This is a genomic window from Pseudomonas sp. Y5-11, from assembly GCF_022368695.1.
In the GTDB taxonomy this organism is placed as follows: Bacteria; Pseudomonadota; Gammaproteobacteria; order Pseudomonadales; family Pseudomonadaceae; genus Aquipseudomonas; species Aquipseudomonas parakoreensis.
On sequence record NZ_CP058974.1, the window covers coordinates 5,950,096 to 5,969,552 of the forward strand.

A 19,457-nucleotide genomic window follows, 5' to 3' on the forward strand; every position below is an offset into this window, starting at 1 on the left:
TTTAAACCCTGCAACCTTGGGTCGCAGGGTCGGTTCGCGGCGACTTGAAATCAGTGTGCCGCCCACTCGATTTTCGAAATGTCGACACCGTCTTTGTACATATCCCACAGCGGCGACAGGGCGCGCAGCTTGGTAACGGCCTCGCAGACCTTCTGCGCGGCGTAGTCGATTTCTTCTTCGGTGGTGAAACGGCCGAAGGTGAAACGGATCGAGCTGTGTGCCAGTTCGTCGTTGCGGCCCAGGGCGCGCAGTACGTACGAAGGCTCCAGGGACGCCGAGGTGCAGGCCGAACCGGACGATACCGCCAGATCCTTGAGCGCCATGATCAGCGACTCGCCTTCAACGTAGTTGAAGCTCAGGTTCAGGTTGTGCGGAACGCGGGCGGTCAGGCTGCCGTTGACGTACAGCTCTTCCAGATGTTCGACCTGCTTGTAGAAGCGGTCGCTCAGGGCTTTGATGCGCACGTTTTCGGCAGCCATGTCTTCCTTGGCTACACGGAACGCTTCGCCCATGCCGACGATCTGGTGCGTCGCCAGGGTACCGGAACGCATGCCACGCTCGTGACCACCGCCGTGCATGGTCGCTTCGATGCGCACACGCGGCTTGCGGCTGACGTACAGCGCGCCGATGCCCTTAGGGCCGTAGGTTTTGTGGGCGGAGAACGACATCATGTCGACTTTCAGCTTCTGCAGGTCGATCTCGACCTTGCCGGTGGACTGAGCCGCATCGACGTGGAACAGGACGCCCTTCGAACGAAGCAGCTCGCCAATGGCAGCGATGTCGTTGATGGTGCCGATTTCGTTGTTCACATGCATCACCGACACCAGAATGGTGTCCTCGCGCAGTGCCGCTTCGATCATCGCCGGAGTGATCAGGCCGTCTTCGGTCGGCTCGAGGTAGGTCACTTCGAAACCTTCACGCTCCAGTTGGCGCATGGTGTCGAGGACAGCCTTGTGCTCGATCTTGCTGGTGATCAGGTGCTTGCCTTTGGAAGCATAGAAATGTGCCGCACCCTTGATAGCCAGGTTGTCGGACTCGGTAGCGCCCGAGGTCCAGACGATTTCACGCGGGTCGGCATTGACCAGATCGGCCACCTGACGACGAGCGTTTTCGACGGACTCTTCAGCTTTCCAGCCGAACACGTGGGAACGGGACGCCGGGTTACCGAAGTTTCCGTCGACCAGCAGGCATTCACTCATCTTTTGCGCAACGCGCGGGTCGACCGGGGTGGTCGCAGAGTAATCAAGGTAAATCGGCAATTTCATGGACTATCTCCTAAATCAGGGCTGGCGTTCCGCTAGCTCTTCGGCTGTCATTCGACGGCGGACGCTTCAATCTTGTCCAGGCGTGGCGCCTTGCTGTTGCAACGGCGCTGGTCCTGACGCTGGGCTACTTCTTGCACCTCACGGCGAGTTACAAGATCAGCCAAGCTGATACCACTTAGAAATTCGTGAATCTGCAGGCTCAGGTCGCACCACAGGTGATGGGTCAGGCAGGTGTCGCCGGAATGGCAATCGCCCTGGCCCTGGCACTTGGTAGCATCAACCGATTCGTTGACCGCATCGATCACCTGCGCCACCTGGATACCCTGCATGTCGCGCGACAGCTGGTAACCACCGCCAGGACCGCGAACACTGGAAACCAGGTTACTGCGGCGCAGCTTGGCGAAAAGCTGTTCGAGATAGGACAGGGAGATGCCTTGGCGCTCGGAGATATCGGCCAGGGACACCGGCCCGTGCTGCGCGTGCAACGCCAGGTCAAGCATGGCGGTCACGGCGTATCGGCCTTTTGTAGTCAGTCGCATGGACAATTACCACGGAGTTCGGAATGGGCGGGAGTATGCAATTCCCGAGCATTTAAGTCAACTATAAGACCTAGTGCTTTAGTCGGGTTTACCCGCAAAAGAGCGCGCGCATGATAGCAGGGTCTGCGGCTTAATGGCACACCGGTTGCCGCATGCCTGTGCAGGAGCTGTCGAAGGCTGCGATCTTTTGATTTTGCTGTTAATCAGATCAAAAGATCGCAGCTTTCGGCAGCTCCTGCATAGACGTGTCAGCCCGCTTTGGATTCGTCTTTGCCTTTGACGCAGGCAAAATCTTCTTCGCGCAGCTCGGGCAGATCTTTCGCACAGTAATTACTGCCCAGATCCTTCAGCGCGCCGCACATCCCCTCCAGCCGCCCGTCCACCGCCTGCAGGTGATCGAGCAACTGACCGATGGCACGCGCCACCGGGTCAGGCATGTCTTCGCTGACGCCATAGGCATCGAAACCGATCTTCTCGGCCATGGCTTTGCGCTTAGCGTCCTGTTCTTCATCAGACTTGACGATGATCCGGCCCGGAATCCCCACCACCGTGGCACCGGGTGGCACCTCTTTGGTCACGACGGCGTTGGAGCCGACTTTGGCACCCGCCCCCACCGTGAACGGCCCGAGCACTTTGGCGCCGGCACCTACGACAACGCCATCACCCAGCGTCGGGTGGCGCTTGCCCTTGTTCCAACTGGTGCCACCGAGGGTCACGCCCTGATAAATGGTCACGTCATCGCCGATCTCGGCGGTTTCACCGATAACGATGCCCATGCCGTGATCAATAAAGAAGCGCCGACCGACCTTGGCCCCCGGGTGAATTTCGATTCCGGTCAACCAGCGCCCGAAGTTCGACACCAGTCGCGCCAGCCATTTCAGCTCGTGGCGCCACAGCATCCCGGCCAGCCGATGAATCCAGATCGCATGCATGCCGGGGTAGCAGGTCAGGACTTCAAAAGCGTTACGCGCCGCCGGGTCTCGATGGAATACGCTCTGGATATCTTCACGCAAACGCTCAAACATCATTCAGTCCTTCCGCTTAAGAAGCTCACCACGGGCCGCTTTCTGGGTTTCCGTGAGGATGCCACGCAAAATATTCATTTCCGCCCGGCTGACCGAGCTGCGTCCGTACAACCGGCGCAGGCGCGCCATCAAGTGCCGCGGCTTTTCCGGATCAAGAAACTCGATGGCGACCAGCGTCTGCTCCAGATGCTCATAAAAGCGCTCCAGCTCATCCATCGTCGCAAGCTCGGCACTTTTCACCGAGGCCACTTCTTCTTTCTCGATCTTGGTCGGCTGCCCTTGAGCGGCCAGCCAGGCCATGCGCACTTCATAGCTCAACACCTGCACCGCCGCCCCGAGGTTCAACGAACTGAACTCAGGATCGGAGGGGATGTGCACGTGAAAGTGACATCGCTGCAACTCTTCGTTGGTCAGGCCGGAGTCCTCACGACCGAACACCAGCGCGATCTCCGCGCCCTGCCCGGCCTCCTCGACCACTTTGCTCCCGCATTCGCGGGGATCGAGCAGCGGCCAGGGAATGCGCCGGTCACGGGCGCTGGTGCCGAGCACCAGATTGCAGCCGACCAGAGCATCTTCCAAGGTGGCGACGACCTGTGCGTTTTCAAGAATGTCACCGGCACCGGAAGCACGGGCATCGGCTTCGTGGTGCGGAAACAGGCGCGGCTCGACCAGCACCAAGCGCGACAGACCCATGTTTTTCATGGCGCGCGCGGCCCCGCCGATGTTGCCGGGGTGGCTGGTATTGACCAGGACGACACGAATGTTCTGCAGCAAGGGAGGCGCTCTCGGACACAGGAAAGGGGTGCAAATCTTACAGAACAGCCTACCGTTAAGCTATGAAAGCGAACAGCGACCTTCACCTGAAGAAAAGTTCTGATAGAATGCGCGGCTTTCTTTAACAACCTTAGGTGACACATCCATGCAGCCCATGCTGAATATCGCGCTGCGCGCCGCCCGCAGCGCCAGTGAACTGATCTTCCGCTCCATCGAGCGCCTGGATACCATCAAGGTCGACGAAAAAGACGCCAAGGATTATGTATCCGAGGTCGATCGCGCCGCCGAACAGAAAATCATCGATGCGCTGCGCAAGGCTTACCCGAATCACTCGATCCAGGGTGAAGAGACCGGCATGCACGTCGGTAACGGCATCGAAGGCGAAGAGTACCTGTGGATCATCGATCCGCTGGACGGCACCACCAACTTCCTGCGCGGCATTCCTCACTTTGCGGTCAGCATTGCCTGCAAATACCGTGGCCGCCTGGAACACGCAGTGGTTCTGGATCCGGTACGCCAGGAAGAATTCACCGCCAGCCGTGGTCGCGGCGCTCAGCTGAATGGTCGCCGCCTGCGCGTCAGCGGTCGCACCAGCCTCGAAGGCGCCCTGCTGGGTACCGGCTTCCCGTTCCGTGACGACCAGATGGACAACCTCGACAACTACCTGGGCATGTTCCGCGCCCTGGTTGGCCAGACTGCCGGCATCCGCCGCGCCGGTTCCGCCAGCCTGGACCTGGCCTATGTGGCTGCCGGTCGCTTCGACGCGTTCTGGGAATCGGGCCTGTCCGAGTGGGACATGGCGGCTGGCGCCCTGTTGATCCAGGAAGCAGGCGGCTTGGTGAGCGACTTCACCGGCGGTCACGACTTCCTTGAAAAAGGCCATATCGTTGCCGGCAACACCAAATGCTTCAAGGCCGTGCTGACGGCCATCCAGCCGCACCTGCCGGCTTCGCTGAAGCGCTAAGCTTCCCGCGAAACGAAAAAGCACCCTTCGGGGTGCTTTTTTTGTGCCTGCGACTTCAGCCTCCACTCGAATCCACTGTGGGAGCGAGCTTGCTCGCGAAGGCGGCGGGTCAGCCAACATCAATTCTGGATGGCAGATCGCATTCGCGAGCAGGCTCACTCCCACAAGGGGCACGGCGAGGCCAAAAATTGCGAGCACAAAAAAGCACCCCGCAGGGTGCTTCTTGTTAAACAGTCAGTGCTTACTGACCCGGCTGATTCTGCGACAGAATCAACTTGCCTTCCTTGTCGACCGGAATCTGGTTGCCCGGATCACGATCCATCCGCACTTTGCCTTCCTTGCCATCCAGCGAATAACGCACGTCGTAACCGACAACCTTGTCGCTGATGTCATTCACCGTATTACAGCGAGTCTGGGTGGTGGTGTAGGTGTCACGGTTCTGCATGCCTTCCTGCACCTTGTTACCGGCATAACCACCACCGACCGCGCCAGCAACCGTCGCAATCTTCTTGCCGGTACCGCCGCCGATCTGGTTACCCAGCAAACCACCCGCTACCGCACCAATCGCGGTACCGAGGATCTGGTGTTGATCCTTGACCGGCGCCTGGCGGGTTACAGCAACATCCTTGCACACTTCACGTGGAGTCTTGATCTGTGTTTTGACCGGTTCTACGGCCAGCACTTGCGCATACTCAGGGCCGCTTTTAACCAGGCTGTAGGTGGCAACAGCACCCCCGGCAGTCACACCGACAGCACCCAATACCGCACCAACCAGCAACGACTTGTTCACATGAACCTCCTGACCATCACATGCGGGACGCGCCCGCGCTTCTCCCAGCCTTGGAGCATAAAAAAAGGCGCGAGTTCAACTCGCGCCTTTTCTGGGCTGACAGCCGGAGAAAGGATGGCCGTTATGGACGGTCGTCGACTTCCTTCTCGGTGTTGGCCGGAGGAATCAGATCCTCGGTGCTCAGGTTCAGCCAGATCAGCACCACGTTCGCGATGTAGATCGACGAGTAGGTACCCGCCAGCACACCGATGAACAGGGCGATGGAGAAGCCGAACAGGTTGTCGCCGCCGAAGAACAGCAGCGCAGCGATCGCCAGCAAGGTAGAGATCGACGTTGCCATGGTCCGCAGCAGGGTCTGAGTGGTCGAGATGTTGATGTTCTCGATCAGCGAAGCCTTGCGCAGCACACGGAAGTTCTCGCGAACCCGGTCGAATACCACAATGGTGTCGTTCAGCGAGTAACCGATGATCGCCAGTACCGCCGCCAGCACCGTCAGGTCGAAGGTGATCTGGAAAAACGACAGGATACCGATGGTCACGATCACGTCGTGGATCAGCGAAACGATGGCGCCGACCGCGAATTTCCACTGAAAGCGGAAAGCCAGGTAGATCAGGATGCCGCCGAGCGCCAGCAGCATGCCGAGGCCGCCCTGGTCGCGCAGCTCTTCACCGACCTGCGGGCCGACGAACTCGACGCGCTTGACCGTCGCCGGGTTGTCGCCGCCGACTTTCTGCAACGCGTCTGCTACCTGATGACCCAGCTGCGGGTCTTCACCCGGCATGCGCACCAGCAAATCGGTGGTCGCACCGAAGTTCTGCACGATGGCTTCGTGGTAACCCGAAGTCGCCAACTGCTCACGCACTTTGGTGACGTCAGCCGGACGCTCGTAGGTCAGCTCGATGAGCGTACCGCCGGTGAAGTCCAGGCCCCAGTTCATGCCCTTGTGGAAGACGCTGAAAATAGCCAGCAACGTGAGAAACACTGTGACGCCGAACGCGAAGTTGCGAACGCCCATGAAGTTGATTGTACGTAACATGGCAGCCCCTTAAATCCACAACTTCTTGAAGTCACGTCCGCCGAAGATCAGGTTGACCATTGCGCGGGTCACCATGATGGCCGTGAACATCGAGGTAAAGATCCCGAGGGACATGGTCACTGCGAAGCCCTTCACCGGGCCGGTGCCCATGGCGAAGAGGATGCCGCCGACCAGCAGAGTGGTCAGGTTGGCGTCGAGAATCGCAGTGAATGCCCGGCCGAAGCCTTCGTTGATTGCACGCTGCACGGTCATGCCGGCGGCGATCTCTTCACGGATCCGCGAGAAGATCAGCACGTTGGCGTCGACCGCCATACCCATGGTCAAGACGATACCGGCGATACCCGGCAGGGTCAGCGTTGCCCCCAGCAGCGACATCAGCGCCAGCAGCAGCACCATGTTCACCGCCAGCGCAACGGTGGCGATCAGGCCGAAGAAGCGGTAGATGGCGATGATGAACAGCGAGACGAACAGCATGCCCCACAGCGACGCATCGATACCTTTGGTGATGTTGTCAGCACCCAGGCTCGGGCCGATTGTGCGCTCTTCAGCGAAGTACATCGGAGCGGCCAGACCACCGGCACGCAGCAGCAGCGCCAGTTCGGACGATTCGCCCTGGCCGTTCAGGCCAGTGATACGGAACTGCGCACCCAGCGGCGACTGAATGGTCGCCAGACTGATGATCTTCTTCTCTTCCTTGAAGGTCTGAACCGGCACGTCTTTCTCGACGCCGTCCACAACCTGCTTGGTGTAAGTGGTCACCGGACGCTGCTCGATGAAGATCACCGCCATGCTGCGGCCGACGTTCGAACGGGTCGCGCGGCTCATCAGCTCGCCACCGTGACCGTCCAGACGAATGTTCACTTCAGGCGTGCCGTGCTCGCCGAAACCAGCCTTGGCGTCGGTCACCTGGTCACCGGTGATGATCAGGCCACGCTCGATCTGCGCAGGAGGACGCTTGCCTTCACGGAACTCGAAGGTCTCGGAGGTGGCTTTCGAAGCACCCGGCTCTGCAGCCAGACGGAACTCGAGGTTGGCCGTCTTGCCGAGAATACGCTTGGCTTCGGCAGTGTCCTGCACGCCCGGCAGCTCAACCACGATGCGGTTGGCGCCCTGACGCTGAACGATCGGTTCGGCAACACCCAGCTCGTTGACGCGGTTACGTACCGTGGTCAAGTTCTGCTTGATGGAGTATTCACGGATTTCCGCCAGCTTGGCCGGGGTCATCGCCAGACGCAGCACCGGTTGACCGTTGAGGTCGGCCGGAACAATGTCGAAATCGTTGAAGTTCTTGCGGATCAGCGCACGGGCCTGTTCGCGGGAGTCAGCATCGCTGAAGCCCAACTGAATGGCGCCGCCCAGTTGCGGCAGGCTGCGATAGCGCAGTTTTTCTTTGCGCAGCAGGCTCTTGACGTCGCCTTCGTAGACTTTCAGGCGGGCGTCGAGGGCTTTGTCCATGTCCACTTCCAGCAGGAAGTGCACACCACCGGACAGGTCCAGACCCAGCTTCATCGGGTGCGCGCCGAGGTTGCGCAGCCATTGCGGGGTGGTTTGTGCCAGGTTCAATGCGACGACGTAGTCATCACCCAATGCCTTGCGCACAACGTCCTTGGCCGGCAGCTGGTCTTCAGCCTTGGTCAGACGGATCAGACCGCCCTTGCCGTTGGCCGCCAGCGAGGCTGCCTTGACGTTGATCCCGGATTCACGCAGCGCGGTGCTGACGCGATCCAGATCGGCCTGATTGACCTGCAGAGCCGTGCTGGCGCCGCTGATCTGAATGGCCGGGTCATCGGGGTATAGATTGGGAGCGGAATAAATCAGACCGATCGCCAGCACCGCCAGGATCAGAATGTATTTCCACAGAGGATATTTGTTCAGCATCACGCCGCCCGTTATGAACGCGGGGCGCCTTGCGCGCCCCGTCGATTGAGTAGAAGTTGGAACCTTAGATCGCTTTCAGCGTGCCTTTTGGCAGCGTGGCGGCGATGGCGCCTTTCTGGAACTTCATTTCCACGGTGTCGGAAACTTCCAGAACCACGAAGTCATCGGCCACTTTGGTGATCTTGCCGGCGATGCCGCCGGTGGTGACCACTTCGTCGCCCTTCGCAAGGCTGCTCAGCAGGTTCTTCTGCTCTTTGGCGCGCTTGGCCTGTGGACGCCAGATCATCAGGTAGAAGATGACCAGGAAACCGACCAGGAAAATCCACTCGAAGCCGCCGCCCATAGGCGCAGCAGCCGGTGCAGCCGCGTCAGCCATGGCATTAGAGATAAAAAAGCTCATTTAGCACTCCAGTTGCAAATGTTGAATCTTGGGGTCAGAAAACTCAGTCCAAAGGCGGAACGGGGAGCCCGCGTTTGGCGTAGAAGGCATCGACAAAGGCGGCCAATGTACCCTGTTGAATAGCCTCGCGCAAACCAGCCATCAGCACCTGATAATGGCGCAAGTTATGGATGGTATTGAGCATGCTGCCGAGCATTTCGCCGCACTTGTCCAGGTGATGCAGATAAGCGCGGGAGAAGTTCTGGCAGGTATAGCAATCGCAGGTCGGATCCAGCGGCGAATCATCATGGCGATGGAACGCGTTACGGATCTTCAGCACGCCTGTATCAATGAACAGATGCCCATTGCGGGCATTACGGGTTGGCATCACGCAATCGAACATGTCCACACCGCGGCGCACACCCTCAACCAGATCTTCCGGTTTGCCAACGCCCATAAGGTAACGAGGTTTGTCAGCGGGCATCATGCCCGGCAGATAATCCAGCACCTTGATCATCTCGTGCTTGGGCTCGCCCACCGACAGACCGCCGATGGCCAGGCCATCGAAGCCGATCTTGTCCAGACCTTCCAGCGAGCGCATGCGCAGATCCTGGTGCATGCCGCCCTGAACGATACCGAACAGCGCCGCGGTGTTGTCGCCATGCGCGTTTTTCGAGCGCTGGGCCCAACGCAGCGACAGCTCCATCGAAACGCGAGCAACGTCTTCGTCAGCCGGGTACGGCGTGCATTCGTCGAAGATCATCACGATGTCGGAACCGAGATCGCGCTGCACCTGCATCGATTCCTCCGGACCCATGAACACTTTCGAGCCGTCGACCGGGGAAGCGAAGGTCACGCCCTCCTCCTTGATCTTGCGCATCGCGCCCAGGCTGAACACCTGGAAACCGCCGGAGTCGGTGAGGATCGGGCCTTTCCACTGCATGAAGTCGTGCAGGTCGCCGTGCTCCTTGATCACCTCGGTGCCCGGGCGCAGCCACAGGTGGAAGGTGTTGCCCAGAATGATTTCCGCGCCAGTGGCCACGATGTCACGCGGCAACATGCCCTTGACCGTGCCGTAGGTGCCCACCGGCATGAAGGCCGGGGTCTCGACGGTGCCACGCGGGAAGGTCAGCCGACCACGACGAGCCTTGCCATCGGTGGCAAGCAGTTCAAAGGACATGCGACATTCGCGACTCATTCTGTTTCCTCTGGGCCTGTGTGTTCAGGGGCAGTCGGGGCGGGATTACGGGTGATGAACATCGCATCACCGTAGCTGAAAAAACGGTACCCGTTGTCGACGGCGGCTTTATAGGCGGCCATGGTTTCGGGATAACCGGCGAACGCCGAAACCAGCATCAACAGCGTCGATTCCGGCAAATGGAAGTTGGTGACCAGGGCATCGACCACATGGAACGGCCGGCCCGGGTAGATAAAGATGTCGGTGTCACCACTGAACGGCTTGAGCACGCCATCGCGCGCGGCACTTTCCAGTGAACGCACGCTGGTGGTGCCCACGGCAATCACCCGTCCGCCACGCGCGCGGCATGCGGCAACGGCGTCGACCACGTCCTGGCCGACTTCCAGCCACTCGCTGTGCATGTGGTGATCTTCGATCTTGTCGACGCGTACCGGCTGGAACGTCCCCGCACCGACGTGCAGCGTGACGAACGCGGTCTCGACGCCTTTGGCGGCAATCGCCTCCATCAGCGGCTGATCGAAATGCAGCCCCGCCGTCGGCGCCGCCACCGCACCCAGACGCTGGGCGTACACGGTCTGATAGCGCTCGCGATCCGAACCTTCGTCCGGGCGGTCTATATAAGGAGGCAACGGCATGTGCCCGACGCGATCGAGCAGCGGCAGCACTTCTTCAGCGAAGCCCAACTCGAACAGCGCATCATGACGCGCGAGCATCTCGGCTTCGCCACCGCCGTCGATGAGGATCTTCGACCCCGGCTTCGGCGACTTGCTGGAACGCACATGAGCCAGCACGCGATGCGTATCGAGCACGCGCTCAATGAGGATTTCCAGCTTGCCGCCCGAAGCTTTCTGCCCGAACAAACGCGCCGGAATCACCCGGGTATTGTTGAATACCATCAAATCGCCCGGGCGCAAATGCTCAAGCAAATCAGTGAATTGACGGTGTGCAAGGGCGCCGCTCGGCCCATCAAGGGTCAGCAGGCGACTACCGCGACGCTCGGCCAAAGGGTGGCGGGCGATCAGCGAATCAGGAAGCTCGAAAGTAAAGTCAGCAACGCGCATGATGGGGTTCGTCTAGCAGGGCCGGAAAGTCTAGCGGAATTATCAAAAATTGACCATGAAACGTGATTGACCAACGGTAATCACCTCTCTATACTTCGCCGCCATTGAGCCCTGATGGCGGAATTGGTAGACGCGGCGGATTCAAAATCCGTTTTCGAAAGGAGTGGGAGTTCGAGTCTCCCTCGGGGCACCAAAATTAAGAAAGGTCTTGCTTAGCAAGGCCTTTTTTTTCGTCTGGAGAAAAGTGAACGCTTGGCGCTGGCCTCGCGCGCCCCGCACCTCCCCGCGATTTGTTTTTGATCAGAAATCCGGCACGTGAACGCTCACAACCTGCGGGCAATTTCCTTCCAGATGTAGCCATAGTTGTATTTGAGCCAGAGAACCAGCGCTTTATCGAATTGCCTGCGAAACCAACTGCGCTCTCTCTCCGCCAGCCTTACGTTGATCATGCTATTGAGCGACTCGGGGTCGAAACCCGTCCAGACAGAGGGCACGGCAGCCGCGATATTGGTGAAACACACCGGTGCGACTTCTGAATAAAGGATCTCGTACAACACACCGGGATCGATGTTCTTAACCTGACTGGCTATGTAGTCGTAATCCACAGGGAAATCGTTGAACGGATCAGAGAGTGCGACCCTTACATTCTTCAGTTCCGGCTCACTCAGAAAATGTCCCAATGCGAAAACTCCTCCAGTTCTTCATCCAGTGAGTCAGCGACCACTCCACCTGCGACGCCACCGGCAACCGATCCAACCAAAACAACAGCTATTGCACAAATGGGAGCCCCTGGGCCACAGAGTGCGCTAACGCCCATACCCGCAAGAATACCGCCTACGGCACCACCGCCAACGATGATGCCTTGACGTGCCGCTTCTTTCGGTTTGTTTTCGGCATTGAGGATTTGATAAGTCGCGAGGGCCGCAGTCACCAGGACTCCGAGCTTCCCCATGATCAACATTTTCTGAGTGCCCTTCGTGAACTTCACATCGTCCCGACCGGCAGCTTCCAAAATGGTGTAGTGAACCTTTGACTGCTCTGCTGCAGTAAGACTGTTGTAAGGTTTTTTGAAAAGTCGCTCTGAGTAGCGGTCAAAAAGAGACTGCAAAGTCCTGCCATCAGCTTTTTTCTTTTGTGAAGTGTTTCAGGGACAGACCACATTTTGAAAATGCGGTCTGTCTCTGAGGGATCCAAGATGAATGAATGCCTGGGTTTGGCGATGGACGCCTTCGGCGGTGACGAGAAACCGCTGGGCGTGAGTTGCGAAAGTTTTCCGCCGAGTTCAGCGAGGCGCGTTCGCAGGAGCAGCTGGATCAGCCGCCCCTCGCGCTCAAGGGTTATTTGAAAGATATTCTTTAACGTCAGCCAGTACGATCAACCGCTTTTTTTGAGTCCCCCACCGACATTGAAATCGACTGGTTGACAAAAAAACGGAAAAGATCGCGTTACCGCCGAGCCATTTAGTTCAACGTATTTTACTTGCAGAAAACAGTTCTCCTTCATATGAAATCTGGTCCTGAGAACTTCGTTGATTTCAGGTGGAATAACGGATGGTATTACACTTCCGTTAAAAGCTTTCACCACATAGGCTTTTCCCGGATCTATCAACTTACCCTTCAAGTCGTCATCCAGAATATGCCATTCGCTCAACCCTTCCTCGCTTGTGGTTTTTATTTCGACTCCCGCAAGGCCTGCGGGTTTGGTTCCAACATTGGCGAGCATGAAAGTAGTGCTAAAGGAATCACCCTTTAGAAACGACACTTTGATTTCCGCGACCTGAGATTCGAACAAACGCTTCACAGGTTCCGCTGCCCAAATTGAAATCACTGTTAACAAGAGGCTTGAAATGACCACGGGGCCAGCAACCCAGCGTCGCCAGCCCTGGAACGCACCACAATGGTGACACTTGGTTGCATCCTTATTTACAGTTTCTCTACACGCCACACACCGCTGTTTATCTGGGTTCACAAAACACCTTTAATTCATTCCTTTGTCCAACATGCTCGTCGCTGCCTGTCGATATATATGCCATCGTCACAGCGACCAACGGTTTCAGGGACAGACCTCATTTTGAAAACGTGGTCAGCCCCTTATTGACGCCCGGCGGCTTTCTGGCGACTGATTGCTTTCTGCAATTCTGCGGCTAACCTCCATCACTGCTAGCCATCGCGATTTCCGCCAGTGCGGCACACATGGTTAGAACTCTTCAGTCATTACCGATCCGACACACGGAAGCGAGGACTAGCAAATGGCATCATTTATCGTGAATAGAAACGTTCAAGCAAATGGCGACTACGAAGTGCACAACACGACGACTGGCTGTCAGTTCATGCCGCTGCCTGCCAATCAGGCATCACTGGGAAATCACCTATCGTGCACTGGTGCTGTAAGCGCCGCTCGAGTGGCAAACCCGACCCTACGGATTAATGGTTGTTACTATTGCTGCAATCCTTGCCACACCAGCTAGGTTTTCGACTACCTAAAGGCGATTTATTCCTATATCTGGGACTGTGCAATCATAGGGCCAAGCATGCTGTATCCCTACGTGTACCCCGAACCGTGAAATCTGGCTGTAGTCCACGGATTACATGGAAGACTCCAGTCTCCCTCGGGCACCTAAAATCAAGAGAGGTCTTGCTTAGCAAGGCCTTTTTTTTCGTCTGTCGGAAAGTGGACGCGCAATGCAGAACGCTCACCACCGCGCGGGTAGCACGTGACATGGCACGGACTCAAGTATCGGAGTCGGTTGCAGACTCAATCTGACCATCTCCCCCAAACAACCGCGCTGCTATCGCCCGCCCCCGCTCCAGCCCCTCCTCCGTCAACCAGACGGACTTGTTCCTGTTCACCGGATTACTAATGAAACCCTGTTCATGCAATCGGTTCATGATCTCGAAGTCGAACCCTTTCCAGGCATTTCCTTTATCGGAACTGAGTGCTGCCAACAGGGCAAGCACAGCGTCTTCCATCAGTTTGTCGTCGTATTCCATGGTCGTCACTCCATTCGTATCCAACAGTTAACGTCGAGTGTCTGAAGGTTCACCATAATACTCGCCGACCTCCGATCGAAATACCGCTCAACCCCGTGAAGGTTATTGATCGGCTTGCGAGTGCCCGGCCTCGCCTTTGGGCTGCACTTGTTGGTCTCACTCCGTATAATCACGCCCCTCTGAAAGTAGTCCACCGCATCAGTGGTTGCATCTACGCATTAACACTCATATTGACGGACATCGCTAAGGTCCCCCATGGAAACGTCACTGGAAACAGTCGCCCTTTTCTCCCTCAAGCTCGCTTACGAGGAAGAAGGCCTGAGCCCGATCCTGCGAGACGACATGGTCATGGGTGACTATCAGAAAGACGTATTCGAACTACTGGTGCGACGCGGGGATGTCGAGACCATTCAGTTCAAGATGAATGAATGCCTGGGCTTGGCGATGAATGCCTTGGGCGGCGTCGAGAAACCGCTGGGACGTGAGTTGCACAAGTTGTCCGCTGAGTTCAGCGAAGCGCGTTCGTTAGAGCAGCTGGATCAGCCGCTCCTCGCGCTCAAGGGTTACTTGAAAGACATCTTGTAATGGGCTTTGTCGTTACAGCAGATGCTTCGAGATGTACTTGGAAATCTCCACCATCGACGTCTTCCCGGTGAACTCGAACTTCACTTTCCCCAGTGACGAGAAGTAAATCTCCAGCTCCGAATCCAGATCGAAGGTGCCCGAGGTTTCCACGGAGTAGGCGACGATGTTCTTGTATGGCAAGGAGGTGAAATCCTTCTTGCTGCCGGTAATGCCCTGAACGTTGACCGCGATGATGCGTTTGTTGGTAAACACCACGCCATCACGCATCGCCTTGTAGGAGTCGATCACTTCCTCACCGTCCAGCAACAGCGCGCTTACGCGCTCGGCGTACTCATCGTTTTGCTTGAGTTTGAAGAAGCCTTTGTTGTTGAAGTCGATCATCTGTCCATCCTCATATTCAAGAAAACATCCCGGTATTTTTTTGGTTCAACGACGGGCTTTCAGCACGCGGATATCGGTTGGGAACCCATCAGCGCCGACAAGCTTCTTCCAACCCAGATACTGAAACTCGCCCTTCTCATCAATGTAATCGCCCTTCTCCACGGATCGACCGCCAACCACCGCGATGCGTTTCACTTCGCCGCATCCGCCATCCGAAGGCCTGACGGTATAGATCACATACGGCTTCACATATTGCGTGGCGCGGAAGAATTGGCCGCAGATTTCGTCGACGGTGATCAGCATGGTTTTCAGGCGGGCTTCGCCGTCCATGTCTTCGTGGAGTTTGAGGAAGGAGATCTCGCCGACGTCGCTGTAGCCGAGTGAACGGGCGCGTTTGTATTCAGGGGAGTTCTGGTGGGCGATGCGGCCTTGCTCGGCGGCCTGGTTCATTCTGGCGGCGAACTCGGCATTGCCTTGCGCAATGGTTGCCTCGGCCTGGGCGGCGACGTTTTCGCATTGCGCGTATTCGCGGGAGCCGAGGTATTGGGGCGTCAGGTTCGAGCGGCGCTGGTTCATGCTCCGCAGGCTGTTGTCGAGGTCGCCGATCACCTCATAGGCGCTGGGTACGCGACCGCTTTGGACGTCGGCGATTTTTTCCTGCATTCGCTGGCAGTTGGCGAGGTAATACTGCCAGCTGCTTTCCGGGGGCTCCTTCCACTCGGCGAATGCCGGGGTAATGACAGCGGCGCACGTGATTGCACAGAGCAAGCGCAGAACAGAAGCGGCTTTTTGCATGAGTAGTCCATTACAGGAATCAAGAAAGTGGCGCGACGCTACTATTTTGCTATCGTGCCGTCCACTGTCGGCGAGGTGCCGAGCGTTTGTACCGCGACTGGTTCGAAGGATGGATACGATGGATGTAGCGTTTTTCTTTATCGCCTGGATAGGCATGTGGGTCTGGGTCGTCAGGCAGCGTGGGGCGTGGAATCTGCTACTCGCCAATGTGTTGGGGGCGGCCAGCGGCATGATTGTCGGCCTGGTGGTTTCGCAGCTTTGTGTCGGTCTGTTCGGCTCCAGCCGGCCACCGGTCCCGGGGGTCATGGGATCGCTTCTGGAAATGCTCGCGACTGCTGCGGCGCTGACCGGCGTATGGATGCTGGTGGCCCGTCGCTCGCAAGTCGAACATCCCGTTGCGCGTCAGCTGCTGGCCGGCCTTTGCGGCGTTGTGGCCGGCATCACGGCGATCATGTTTTTTGTTCAGATCAATCCGCCCAATCTCGGCATGTGAATGTCTTCGTGGCGTCAGACCTCTATTTTGATATCTTGCCGCCCAATCTCAGCATTCACCGCCAGTGAGTGCTGTTTGGCAGGCTATTGAAGGGTTAAGGAAAGGATCGCATGGAGTTTCTGAGTTTTCTGGCATTTGTTGCGGCCTGGGGTTTGATGTGGCGCTGGGTGGTGAAAAACCGCGGCAGCTGGAATCTGTTTTACGGCAACATCGTTGGCGCGGCGGGTGGTTTTATCGTCGGCATGGTGGTGCTGTCGATCTTCCTGTCGTTGTTCCCGTCGGCGCATAAGCCCAAACGGGCGCCCACCGAAGAGGTGATTACCCAGAACGAAGTGACCACCAGCCTGCTGCCGGAAGCCGAGTCGGATTCGACGCCCGTGGCACTGGAAAACGCTCCGGGGTTCGCCGCTATCGAGCCAGACAATCAGCCTTCGCCCCGCGACTCTGCACTGCTGCCGAACTACGCCAACCGGGCACCGAAATCGATGTCCGAAAAAACCGTTCTGGATCAGAGCGACGCGCAGGGCCGCAAAGCGTTCAGCGCGCTGCGCGACAAGCTTGCTCAGCATGCCGACAGCGACAAATCGATGCTCGCGTATGTCATGTGCAGCCCTTACGTGACCGGTGCCTTGCGCTTCCCGGCGTCGGCGCGCTTCGCTGACAGCACCGCCGTGGTCACCCAACGCTTCAAGGGCCAGGTCTACACCCTCAGCAACAAGGTCACTGCACGCAACATGAATGGCGATGACGTCACTTATCGCTTCGAATGCTCGGTGCAGGAGCAACCCGCTTCCAGCGAATGGCGACTGCTGGCGCTGAAGCTGCAGAAGGCTGACGCTTAAGCCTCGTTTAAGGGTTCAAGGCGCCGGCTGCGCTATCATCGCCAGCCTGTGCGCCTTGAGCCTTGCCTGCGAATGTCCTCGATACCTGCTGACCTGAATCCGTTGCCTCCTGTCTTGGCCGGCCCGCTGCTGCGCCGGTTGGAACCGACGCGAATCGTCCTGTGGCTGGTCGGCACCCGCACACTGGCGCTGACCCTGCGCCTGCAAGGTGTAGGAGACATCCCTCTCGATGCCGGGAAATGCACGGTCATCCCCGTCGGTCGTCATGCGTTCGTCCATTTGATTGACGTTGTGCTCGACAGCGCCCTGCCCTGCGACACGTGCATCGACTACGACCTGTTGATCGACGGCCACTCGCCCATCGCCGAATGGGCGCCGCACCTGCTGTACGCTAACGCTGGTTGTCCGAACCTTGTCGTGCGTTCGCGGATCGATCAGTTGCTGCACGGCTCCTGTCGCAAGCCGCATCATCCGGCGGCAGACGGTCTGCTGTGCGTTGACCAACTGCTTTCTGGCGAAACCGATCCGCAACAACGTCCGGCCCTGCTGATGATGAGCGGCGACCAAATCTACGCCGATGACGTCTCCGGGCCGATGCTGCGGGCGATTCACTGTCTGATCGAACGTCTTGGCTTGTTCGACGAACACCTCGAAGGTGCCGTGGTCAGCGACAGCGCCAGACTTTACGAACACCCGGCCAGCTACTACCACCGCGCGGATCTGTTACCGGCGCTGGAGAGTAACGAGACCTTGCGCGAGCGTTTTTTCGGCGGTGCGCGCAAACCGATTTTTACCAGCAGCAGCGCCGACAATCACCTGGTGACCTTCGCCGAAGTGATGGCGATGTACTTGCTGGTGTGGTCACCGATTGCCTGGGCGTTGATCAATCCTGCTGCTCCAGCGCTGACGCCTGAACGCTTGCAGCGCTACACCCTGGAGCAAACCCGTATCGATGGCTTCAAGGCCGGTTTGGGCAACGTTGCCCGAGCCTTGGCGCATCTGCCGAGCCTGATGATTTTCGACGATCACGACATCACCGATGACTGGAATCTTTCCGCGCAATGGGAGGAAACCGCCTACGGCCATCCGTTCTCCAAACGCATCATCGGCAACGCCTTGATCGCGTACATGTTATGCCAGGGCTGGGGTAACAATCCGGATGCGTTCAAGGATGTGCTGGAGAACACTCGACGCCTGAGCGCCAGCGGTGACGATCGCTACCTCGACAGCCCGGTGCAGGACGCGCTGATCGATAACTTGCTGCGTTTTCAGCATTGGCATTTCGTGTTGCCGAGCAGCCCGGCGCTGGTGGTGCTCGACACCCGCACCCGGCGCTGGCGCAGCGAGATGGCACTCAAGCAACCCTCGGGGCTTCTGGATTGGGAGGCGCTGTGCGAGCTGCAGCAGGACCTGCTGGATCATCCGTCAGCGATCATCGTGTCCCCCGCGCCGATCTTCGGTGTGAAGCTGGTCGAGACCGTGCAGAAGGTTTTCAGCTGGTGCGGTTATCCGCTGCTGGTCGACGCGGAAAACTGGATGGCCCATCGCGGTGCGGCGCAGGTGATCCTGAACATTTTCCGACACACCCGCACGCCCGGAAACTACGTGGTGCTGTCCGGTGACGTGCATTACTCCTTCGTCTACGAAGTGCTTATCCGACACCGCAAGGCCGGGCCACGGATCTGGCAGATCACCAGCAGCGGGATCAAGAACGAGTTTCCGAAAACCCTGCTGGAATGGTTCGACCGCCTCAACCGCTGGCTCTATTCGCCGCGCTCGCCGTTGAACTGGTTCACCAAACGCCGGCGCATGCGCATCGTGCCCTATACCCCGGAACATGCCGAAGCGGGTGAACGGCTGTGGAATTCAGCCGGGATCGGCCAGGTGTTTTTCAATGTGCAGGGGCAGCCGAGCGAGATCATTCAGCACAATTCGAACGGGGCGGTGAAGACGCGGATGCTGGCGCCGGAGTTGGGGGATTATCCTGATTGATATGGCCTCTTTTGCCCACAGTGAGATTGCAGTGACGATACCTTCGCGATTACTTATCACCCGCGACAGCGTACATGCCGGCGATGATTGCGAGGCTCCCCATGCGCGCTGGATCAACCTGCAAGAAATTGAAACCCTGGAGGCCGCCCTGCGCCTACTACTTCACAATGGTTATCTGCCAAGCATTGCTGGTGGATGTGCGACATGGATCGTACGCGGGCCTCAGGCCCTTGCTGTAATTGCCCAGCAATGGCAGGAGCCTCGTTGTCTGGTCAATGCCCAGTCGACACTGGTCAATTTGGAAGAGTTGAGGTTTGTATATTGGTGCCAGGTAGATCCGGAGCTTGTTTTCGACTGCCTGCTAACAGGCGCCGAACTTCCTGACAAATACAGCGGATTTAAGACGTCAAAGTAGTCGGAAGGGGACTACAGTTTTTAAGGAAACATCTCTGGAATCGCTGATTCATACT

Annotated in this window: 22 protein-coding genes and 1 tRNA gene; 7 read left to right on the forward strand and 16 right to left on the reverse strand. The window is 58.0% G+C overall.

The window, feature by feature from the left end; all coding sequences use genetic code 11:
- Window positions 1-50 precede the first annotated feature (50 nt).
- From HXW87_RS26695 to trmJ, 4 genes are all read right to left on the reverse strand, one after another.
- Entirely contained in the window at window positions 51-1,265 is a 1,215-nt protein-coding gene (locus tag HXW87_RS26695; protein ID WP_041071812.1) for an IscS subfamily cysteine desulfurase, read from the reverse strand.
- A gap of 47 nt (window positions 1,266-1,312) precedes the next feature.
- Window positions 1,313-1,804: a Fe-S cluster assembly transcriptional regulator IscR gene (gene iscR, locus HXW87_RS26700; RefSeq protein WP_003227911.1), complete on the reverse strand. Its 492-nt coding sequence runs from the start codon at window positions 1,802-1,804 to the stop codon at window positions 1,313-1,315.
- 248 nt (window positions 1,805-2,052) lie between these two features.
- Complete coding sequence (cysE, locus tag HXW87_RS26705; RefSeq protein ID WP_041071871.1) at window positions 2,053-2,829, reverse strand: serine O-acetyltransferase; 777 nt, start codon at window positions 2,827-2,829, stop codon at window positions 2,053-2,055.
- Window positions 2,830-2,832: 3 nt separating this feature from the next.
- The gene (gene trmJ / locus HXW87_RS26710) at window positions 2,833-3,603 is read right to left on the reverse strand and encodes a tRNA (cytosine(32)/uridine(32)-2'-O)-methyltransferase TrmJ (protein ID WP_041071810.1); all 771 of its coding nucleotides are present in this window, start codon (window positions 3,601-3,603) and stop codon (window positions 2,833-2,835) included.
- 145 nt (window positions 3,604-3,748) lie between these two features.
- Between trmJ and suhB the strand changes: the two genes are divergently transcribed.
- Window positions 3,749-4,567 (forward strand): inositol-phosphate phosphatase, encoded by an 819-nt coding sequence (suhB, locus tag HXW87_RS26715; protein WP_007964419.1) that lies wholly within the window; start codon window positions 3,749-3,751, stop codon window positions 4,565-4,567.
- Window positions 4,568-4,808: 241 nt separating this feature from the next.
- Here suhB and HXW87_RS26720 read toward each other — a convergent pair whose 3' ends face one another.
- From HXW87_RS26720 to queA, 6 genes are all read right to left on the reverse strand, one after another.
- Window positions 4,809-5,357, reverse strand: a complete 549-nt coding sequence (locus HXW87_RS26720; protein ID WP_041071808.1) for a glycine zipper 2TM domain-containing protein — start codon at window positions 5,355-5,357, stop codon at window positions 4,809-4,811.
- 121 nt (window positions 5,358-5,478) lie between these two features.
- The gene (gene secF / locus HXW87_RS26725; RefSeq protein WP_041071806.1) at window positions 5,479-6,393 is read right to left on the reverse strand and encodes a protein translocase subunit SecF; all 915 of its coding nucleotides are present in this window, start codon (window positions 6,391-6,393) and stop codon (window positions 5,479-5,481) included.
- Window positions 6,394-6,402: 9 nt separating this feature from the next.
- On the reverse strand, window positions 6,403-8,271 hold the full coding sequence (gene secD / locus HXW87_RS26730) for a protein translocase subunit SecD (RefSeq protein WP_041071804.1): 1,869 nt from the start codon (window positions 8,269-8,271) through the stop codon (window positions 6,403-6,405).
- A 64-nt stretch (window positions 8,272-8,335) separates the two neighbouring features.
- On the reverse strand, window positions 8,336-8,671 hold the full coding sequence (yajC, locus tag HXW87_RS26735; protein ID WP_041071802.1) for a preprotein translocase subunit YajC: 336 nt from the start codon (window positions 8,669-8,671) through the stop codon (window positions 8,336-8,338).
- 43 nt (window positions 8,672-8,714) lie between these two features.
- Entirely contained in the window at window positions 8,715-9,830 is a 1,116-nt protein-coding gene (gene tgt, locus HXW87_RS26740; protein ID WP_161794909.1) for a tRNA guanosine(34) transglycosylase Tgt, read from the reverse strand.
- Between the two features lie 14 nt (window positions 9,831-9,844).
- Complete coding sequence (queA, locus tag HXW87_RS26745; RefSeq protein WP_135296505.1) at window positions 9,845-10,909, reverse strand: tRNA preQ1(34) S-adenosylmethionine ribosyltransferase-isomerase QueA; 1,065 nt, start codon at window positions 10,907-10,909, stop codon at window positions 9,845-9,847.
- Window positions 10,910-11,017: 108 nt separating this feature from the next.
- Here queA and HXW87_RS26750 point away from each other — a divergent pair.
- Window positions 11,018-11,102, forward strand: a tRNA-Leu gene (locus HXW87_RS26750).
- Window positions 11,103-11,232: 130 nt separating this feature from the next.
- Here the strand turns inward: HXW87_RS26750 and HXW87_RS26755 are convergent.
- From HXW87_RS26755 to HXW87_RS26770, 4 genes are all read right to left on the reverse strand, one after another.
- The gene (locus HXW87_RS26755; protein WP_239778055.1) at window positions 11,233-11,589 is read right to left on the reverse strand and encodes a hypothetical protein; all 357 of its coding nucleotides are present in this window, start codon (window positions 11,587-11,589) and stop codon (window positions 11,233-11,235) included.
- Window positions 11,574-12,017 (reverse strand): hypothetical protein, encoded by a 444-nt coding sequence (locus HXW87_RS26760; RefSeq protein ID WP_239778056.1) that lies wholly within the window; start codon window positions 12,015-12,017, stop codon window positions 11,574-11,576. The genes HXW87_RS26755 and HXW87_RS26760 overlap by 16 nt, the downstream gene beginning before the upstream one ends.
- Before the next feature lie 266 nt (window positions 12,018-12,283).
- Window positions 12,284-12,877 carry a hypothetical protein gene (locus HXW87_RS26765; protein WP_239778058.1) on the reverse strand — a complete coding sequence of 198 codons (594 nt, stop codon included), beginning with the start codon at window positions 12,875-12,877 and terminating at the stop codon, window positions 12,284-12,286.
- Window positions 12,878-13,638: 761 nt separating this feature from the next.
- Window positions 13,639-13,899: a DUF6429 family protein gene (locus HXW87_RS26770; RefSeq protein WP_239778059.1), complete on the reverse strand. Its 261-nt coding sequence runs from the start codon at window positions 13,897-13,899 to the stop codon at window positions 13,639-13,641.
- Between the two features lie 255 nt (window positions 13,900-14,154).
- On the opposite strand from HXW87_RS26770, the gene HXW87_RS26775 reads away from it, so the two are divergent.
- Complete coding sequence (locus HXW87_RS26775; RefSeq protein ID WP_115984401.1) at window positions 14,155-14,484, forward strand: hypothetical protein; 330 nt, start codon at window positions 14,155-14,157, stop codon at window positions 14,482-14,484.
- 12 nt (window positions 14,485-14,496) lie between these two features.
- On the opposite strand, the gene HXW87_RS26780 is transcribed toward HXW87_RS26775, so the two are convergent.
- Both HXW87_RS26780 and HXW87_RS26785 read right to left on the reverse strand, forming a co-directional pair.
- The gene (locus HXW87_RS26780) at window positions 14,497-14,865 is read right to left on the reverse strand and encodes a PH domain-containing protein (protein WP_034156100.1); all 369 of its coding nucleotides are present in this window, start codon (window positions 14,863-14,865) and stop codon (window positions 14,497-14,499) included.
- Window positions 14,866-14,910: 45 nt separating this feature from the next.
- A complete protein-coding gene (locus tag HXW87_RS26785) occupies window positions 14,911-15,660 on the reverse strand; it encodes a hypothetical protein (RefSeq protein WP_239778061.1) in 750 nt (249 codons plus the stop codon).
- 118 nt (window positions 15,661-15,778) lie between these two features.
- On the opposite strand from HXW87_RS26785, the gene HXW87_RS26790 reads away from it, so the two are divergent.
- The 4 genes from HXW87_RS26790 to HXW87_RS26805 all read left to right on the forward strand — a co-directional run bounded on the left by HXW87_RS26790 (window position 15,779) and on the right by HXW87_RS26805 (window position 19,402).
- Window positions 15,779-16,153 carry a hypothetical protein gene (locus tag HXW87_RS26790; protein WP_047296361.1) on the forward strand — a complete coding sequence of 125 codons (375 nt, stop codon included), beginning with the start codon at window positions 15,779-15,781 and terminating at the stop codon, window positions 16,151-16,153.
- A gap of 110 nt (window positions 16,154-16,263) precedes the next feature.
- Complete coding sequence (locus HXW87_RS26795) at window positions 16,264-16,995, forward strand: hypothetical protein (RefSeq protein ID WP_239778062.1); 732 nt, start codon at window positions 16,264-16,266, stop codon at window positions 16,993-16,995.
- Window positions 16,996-17,067: 72 nt separating this feature from the next.
- On the forward strand, window positions 17,068-18,987 hold the full coding sequence (locus HXW87_RS26800; RefSeq protein ID WP_239778063.1) for an alkaline phosphatase D family protein: 1,920 nt from the start codon (window positions 17,068-17,070) through the stop codon (window positions 18,985-18,987).
- A gap of 1 nt (window position 18,988) precedes the next feature.
- Window positions 18,989-19,402: a hypothetical protein gene (locus HXW87_RS26805; protein WP_239778064.1), complete on the forward strand. Its 414-nt coding sequence runs from the start codon at window positions 18,989-18,991 to the stop codon at window positions 19,400-19,402.
- The last annotated feature ends 55 nt before the right edge of the window (window positions 19,403-19,457 follow it).

What these genes read in the sequence shown, in the direction of transcription:
- HXW87_RS26695 (WP_041071812.1), bottom strand. Translation starts at nt 1,265, where the DNA reads ATGAAATTGCCGATTTACCTTGATTACTCTGCGACCACCCCGGTCGAC.
- iscR (WP_003227911.1), bottom strand. Translation starts at nt 1,804, where the DNA reads ATGCGACTGACTACAAAAGGCCGATACGCCGTGACCGCCATGCTTGAC.
- cysE (WP_041071871.1), bottom strand. Translation starts at nt 2,829, where the DNA reads ATGTTTGAGCGTTTGCGTGAAGATATCCAGAGCGTATTCCATCGAGAC.
- suhB (WP_007964419.1), top strand. Translation starts at nt 3,749, where the DNA reads ATGCAGCCCATGCTGAATATCGCGCTGCGCGCCGCCCGCAGCGCCAGT.
- secF (WP_041071806.1), bottom strand. Translation starts at nt 6,393, where the DNA reads ATGTTACGTACAATCAACTTCATGGGCGTTCGCAACTTCGCGTTCGGC.
- secD (WP_041071804.1), bottom strand. Translation starts at nt 8,271, where the DNA reads ATGCTGAACAAATATCCTCTGTGGAAATACATTCTGATCCTGGCGGTG.
- yajC (WP_041071802.1), bottom strand. Translation starts at nt 8,671, where the DNA reads ATGAGCTTTTTTATCTCTAATGCCATGGCTGACGCGGCTGCACCGGCT.
- tgt (WP_161794909.1), bottom strand. Translation starts at nt 9,830, where the DNA reads ATGTCCTTTGAACTGCTTGCCACCGATGGCAAGGCTCGTCGTGGTCGG.
- queA (WP_135296505.1), bottom strand. Translation starts at nt 10,909, where the DNA reads ATGCGCGTTGCTGACTTTACTTTCGAGCTTCCTGATTCGCTGATCGCC.
- HXW87_RS26770 (WP_239778059.1), bottom strand. Translation starts at nt 13,899, where the DNA reads ATGGAATACGACGACAAACTGATGGAAGACGCTGTGCTTGCCCTGTTG.
- HXW87_RS26775 (WP_115984401.1), top strand. Translation starts at nt 14,155, where the DNA reads ATGGAAACGTCACTGGAAACAGTCGCCCTTTTCTCCCTCAAGCTCGCT.
- HXW87_RS26780 (WP_034156100.1), bottom strand. Translation starts at nt 14,865, where the DNA reads ATGATCGACTTCAACAACAAAGGCTTCTTCAAACTCAAGCAAAACGAT.
- HXW87_RS26785 (WP_239778061.1), bottom strand. Translation starts at nt 15,660, where the DNA reads ATGCAAAAAGCCGCTTCTGTTCTGCGCTTGCTCTGTGCAATCACGTGC.
- HXW87_RS26790 (WP_047296361.1), top strand. Translation starts at nt 15,779, where the DNA reads ATGGATGTAGCGTTTTTCTTTATCGCCTGGATAGGCATGTGGGTCTGG.
- HXW87_RS26795 (WP_239778062.1), top strand. Translation starts at nt 16,264, where the DNA reads ATGGAGTTTCTGAGTTTTCTGGCATTTGTTGCGGCCTGGGGTTTGATG.
- HXW87_RS26800 (WP_239778063.1), top strand. Translation starts at nt 17,068, where the DNA reads ATGTCCTCGATACCTGCTGACCTGAATCCGTTGCCTCCTGTCTTGGCC.
- HXW87_RS26805 (WP_239778064.1), top strand. Translation starts at nt 18,989, where the DNA reads ATGGCCTCTTTTGCCCACAGTGAGATTGCAGTGACGATACCTTCGCGA.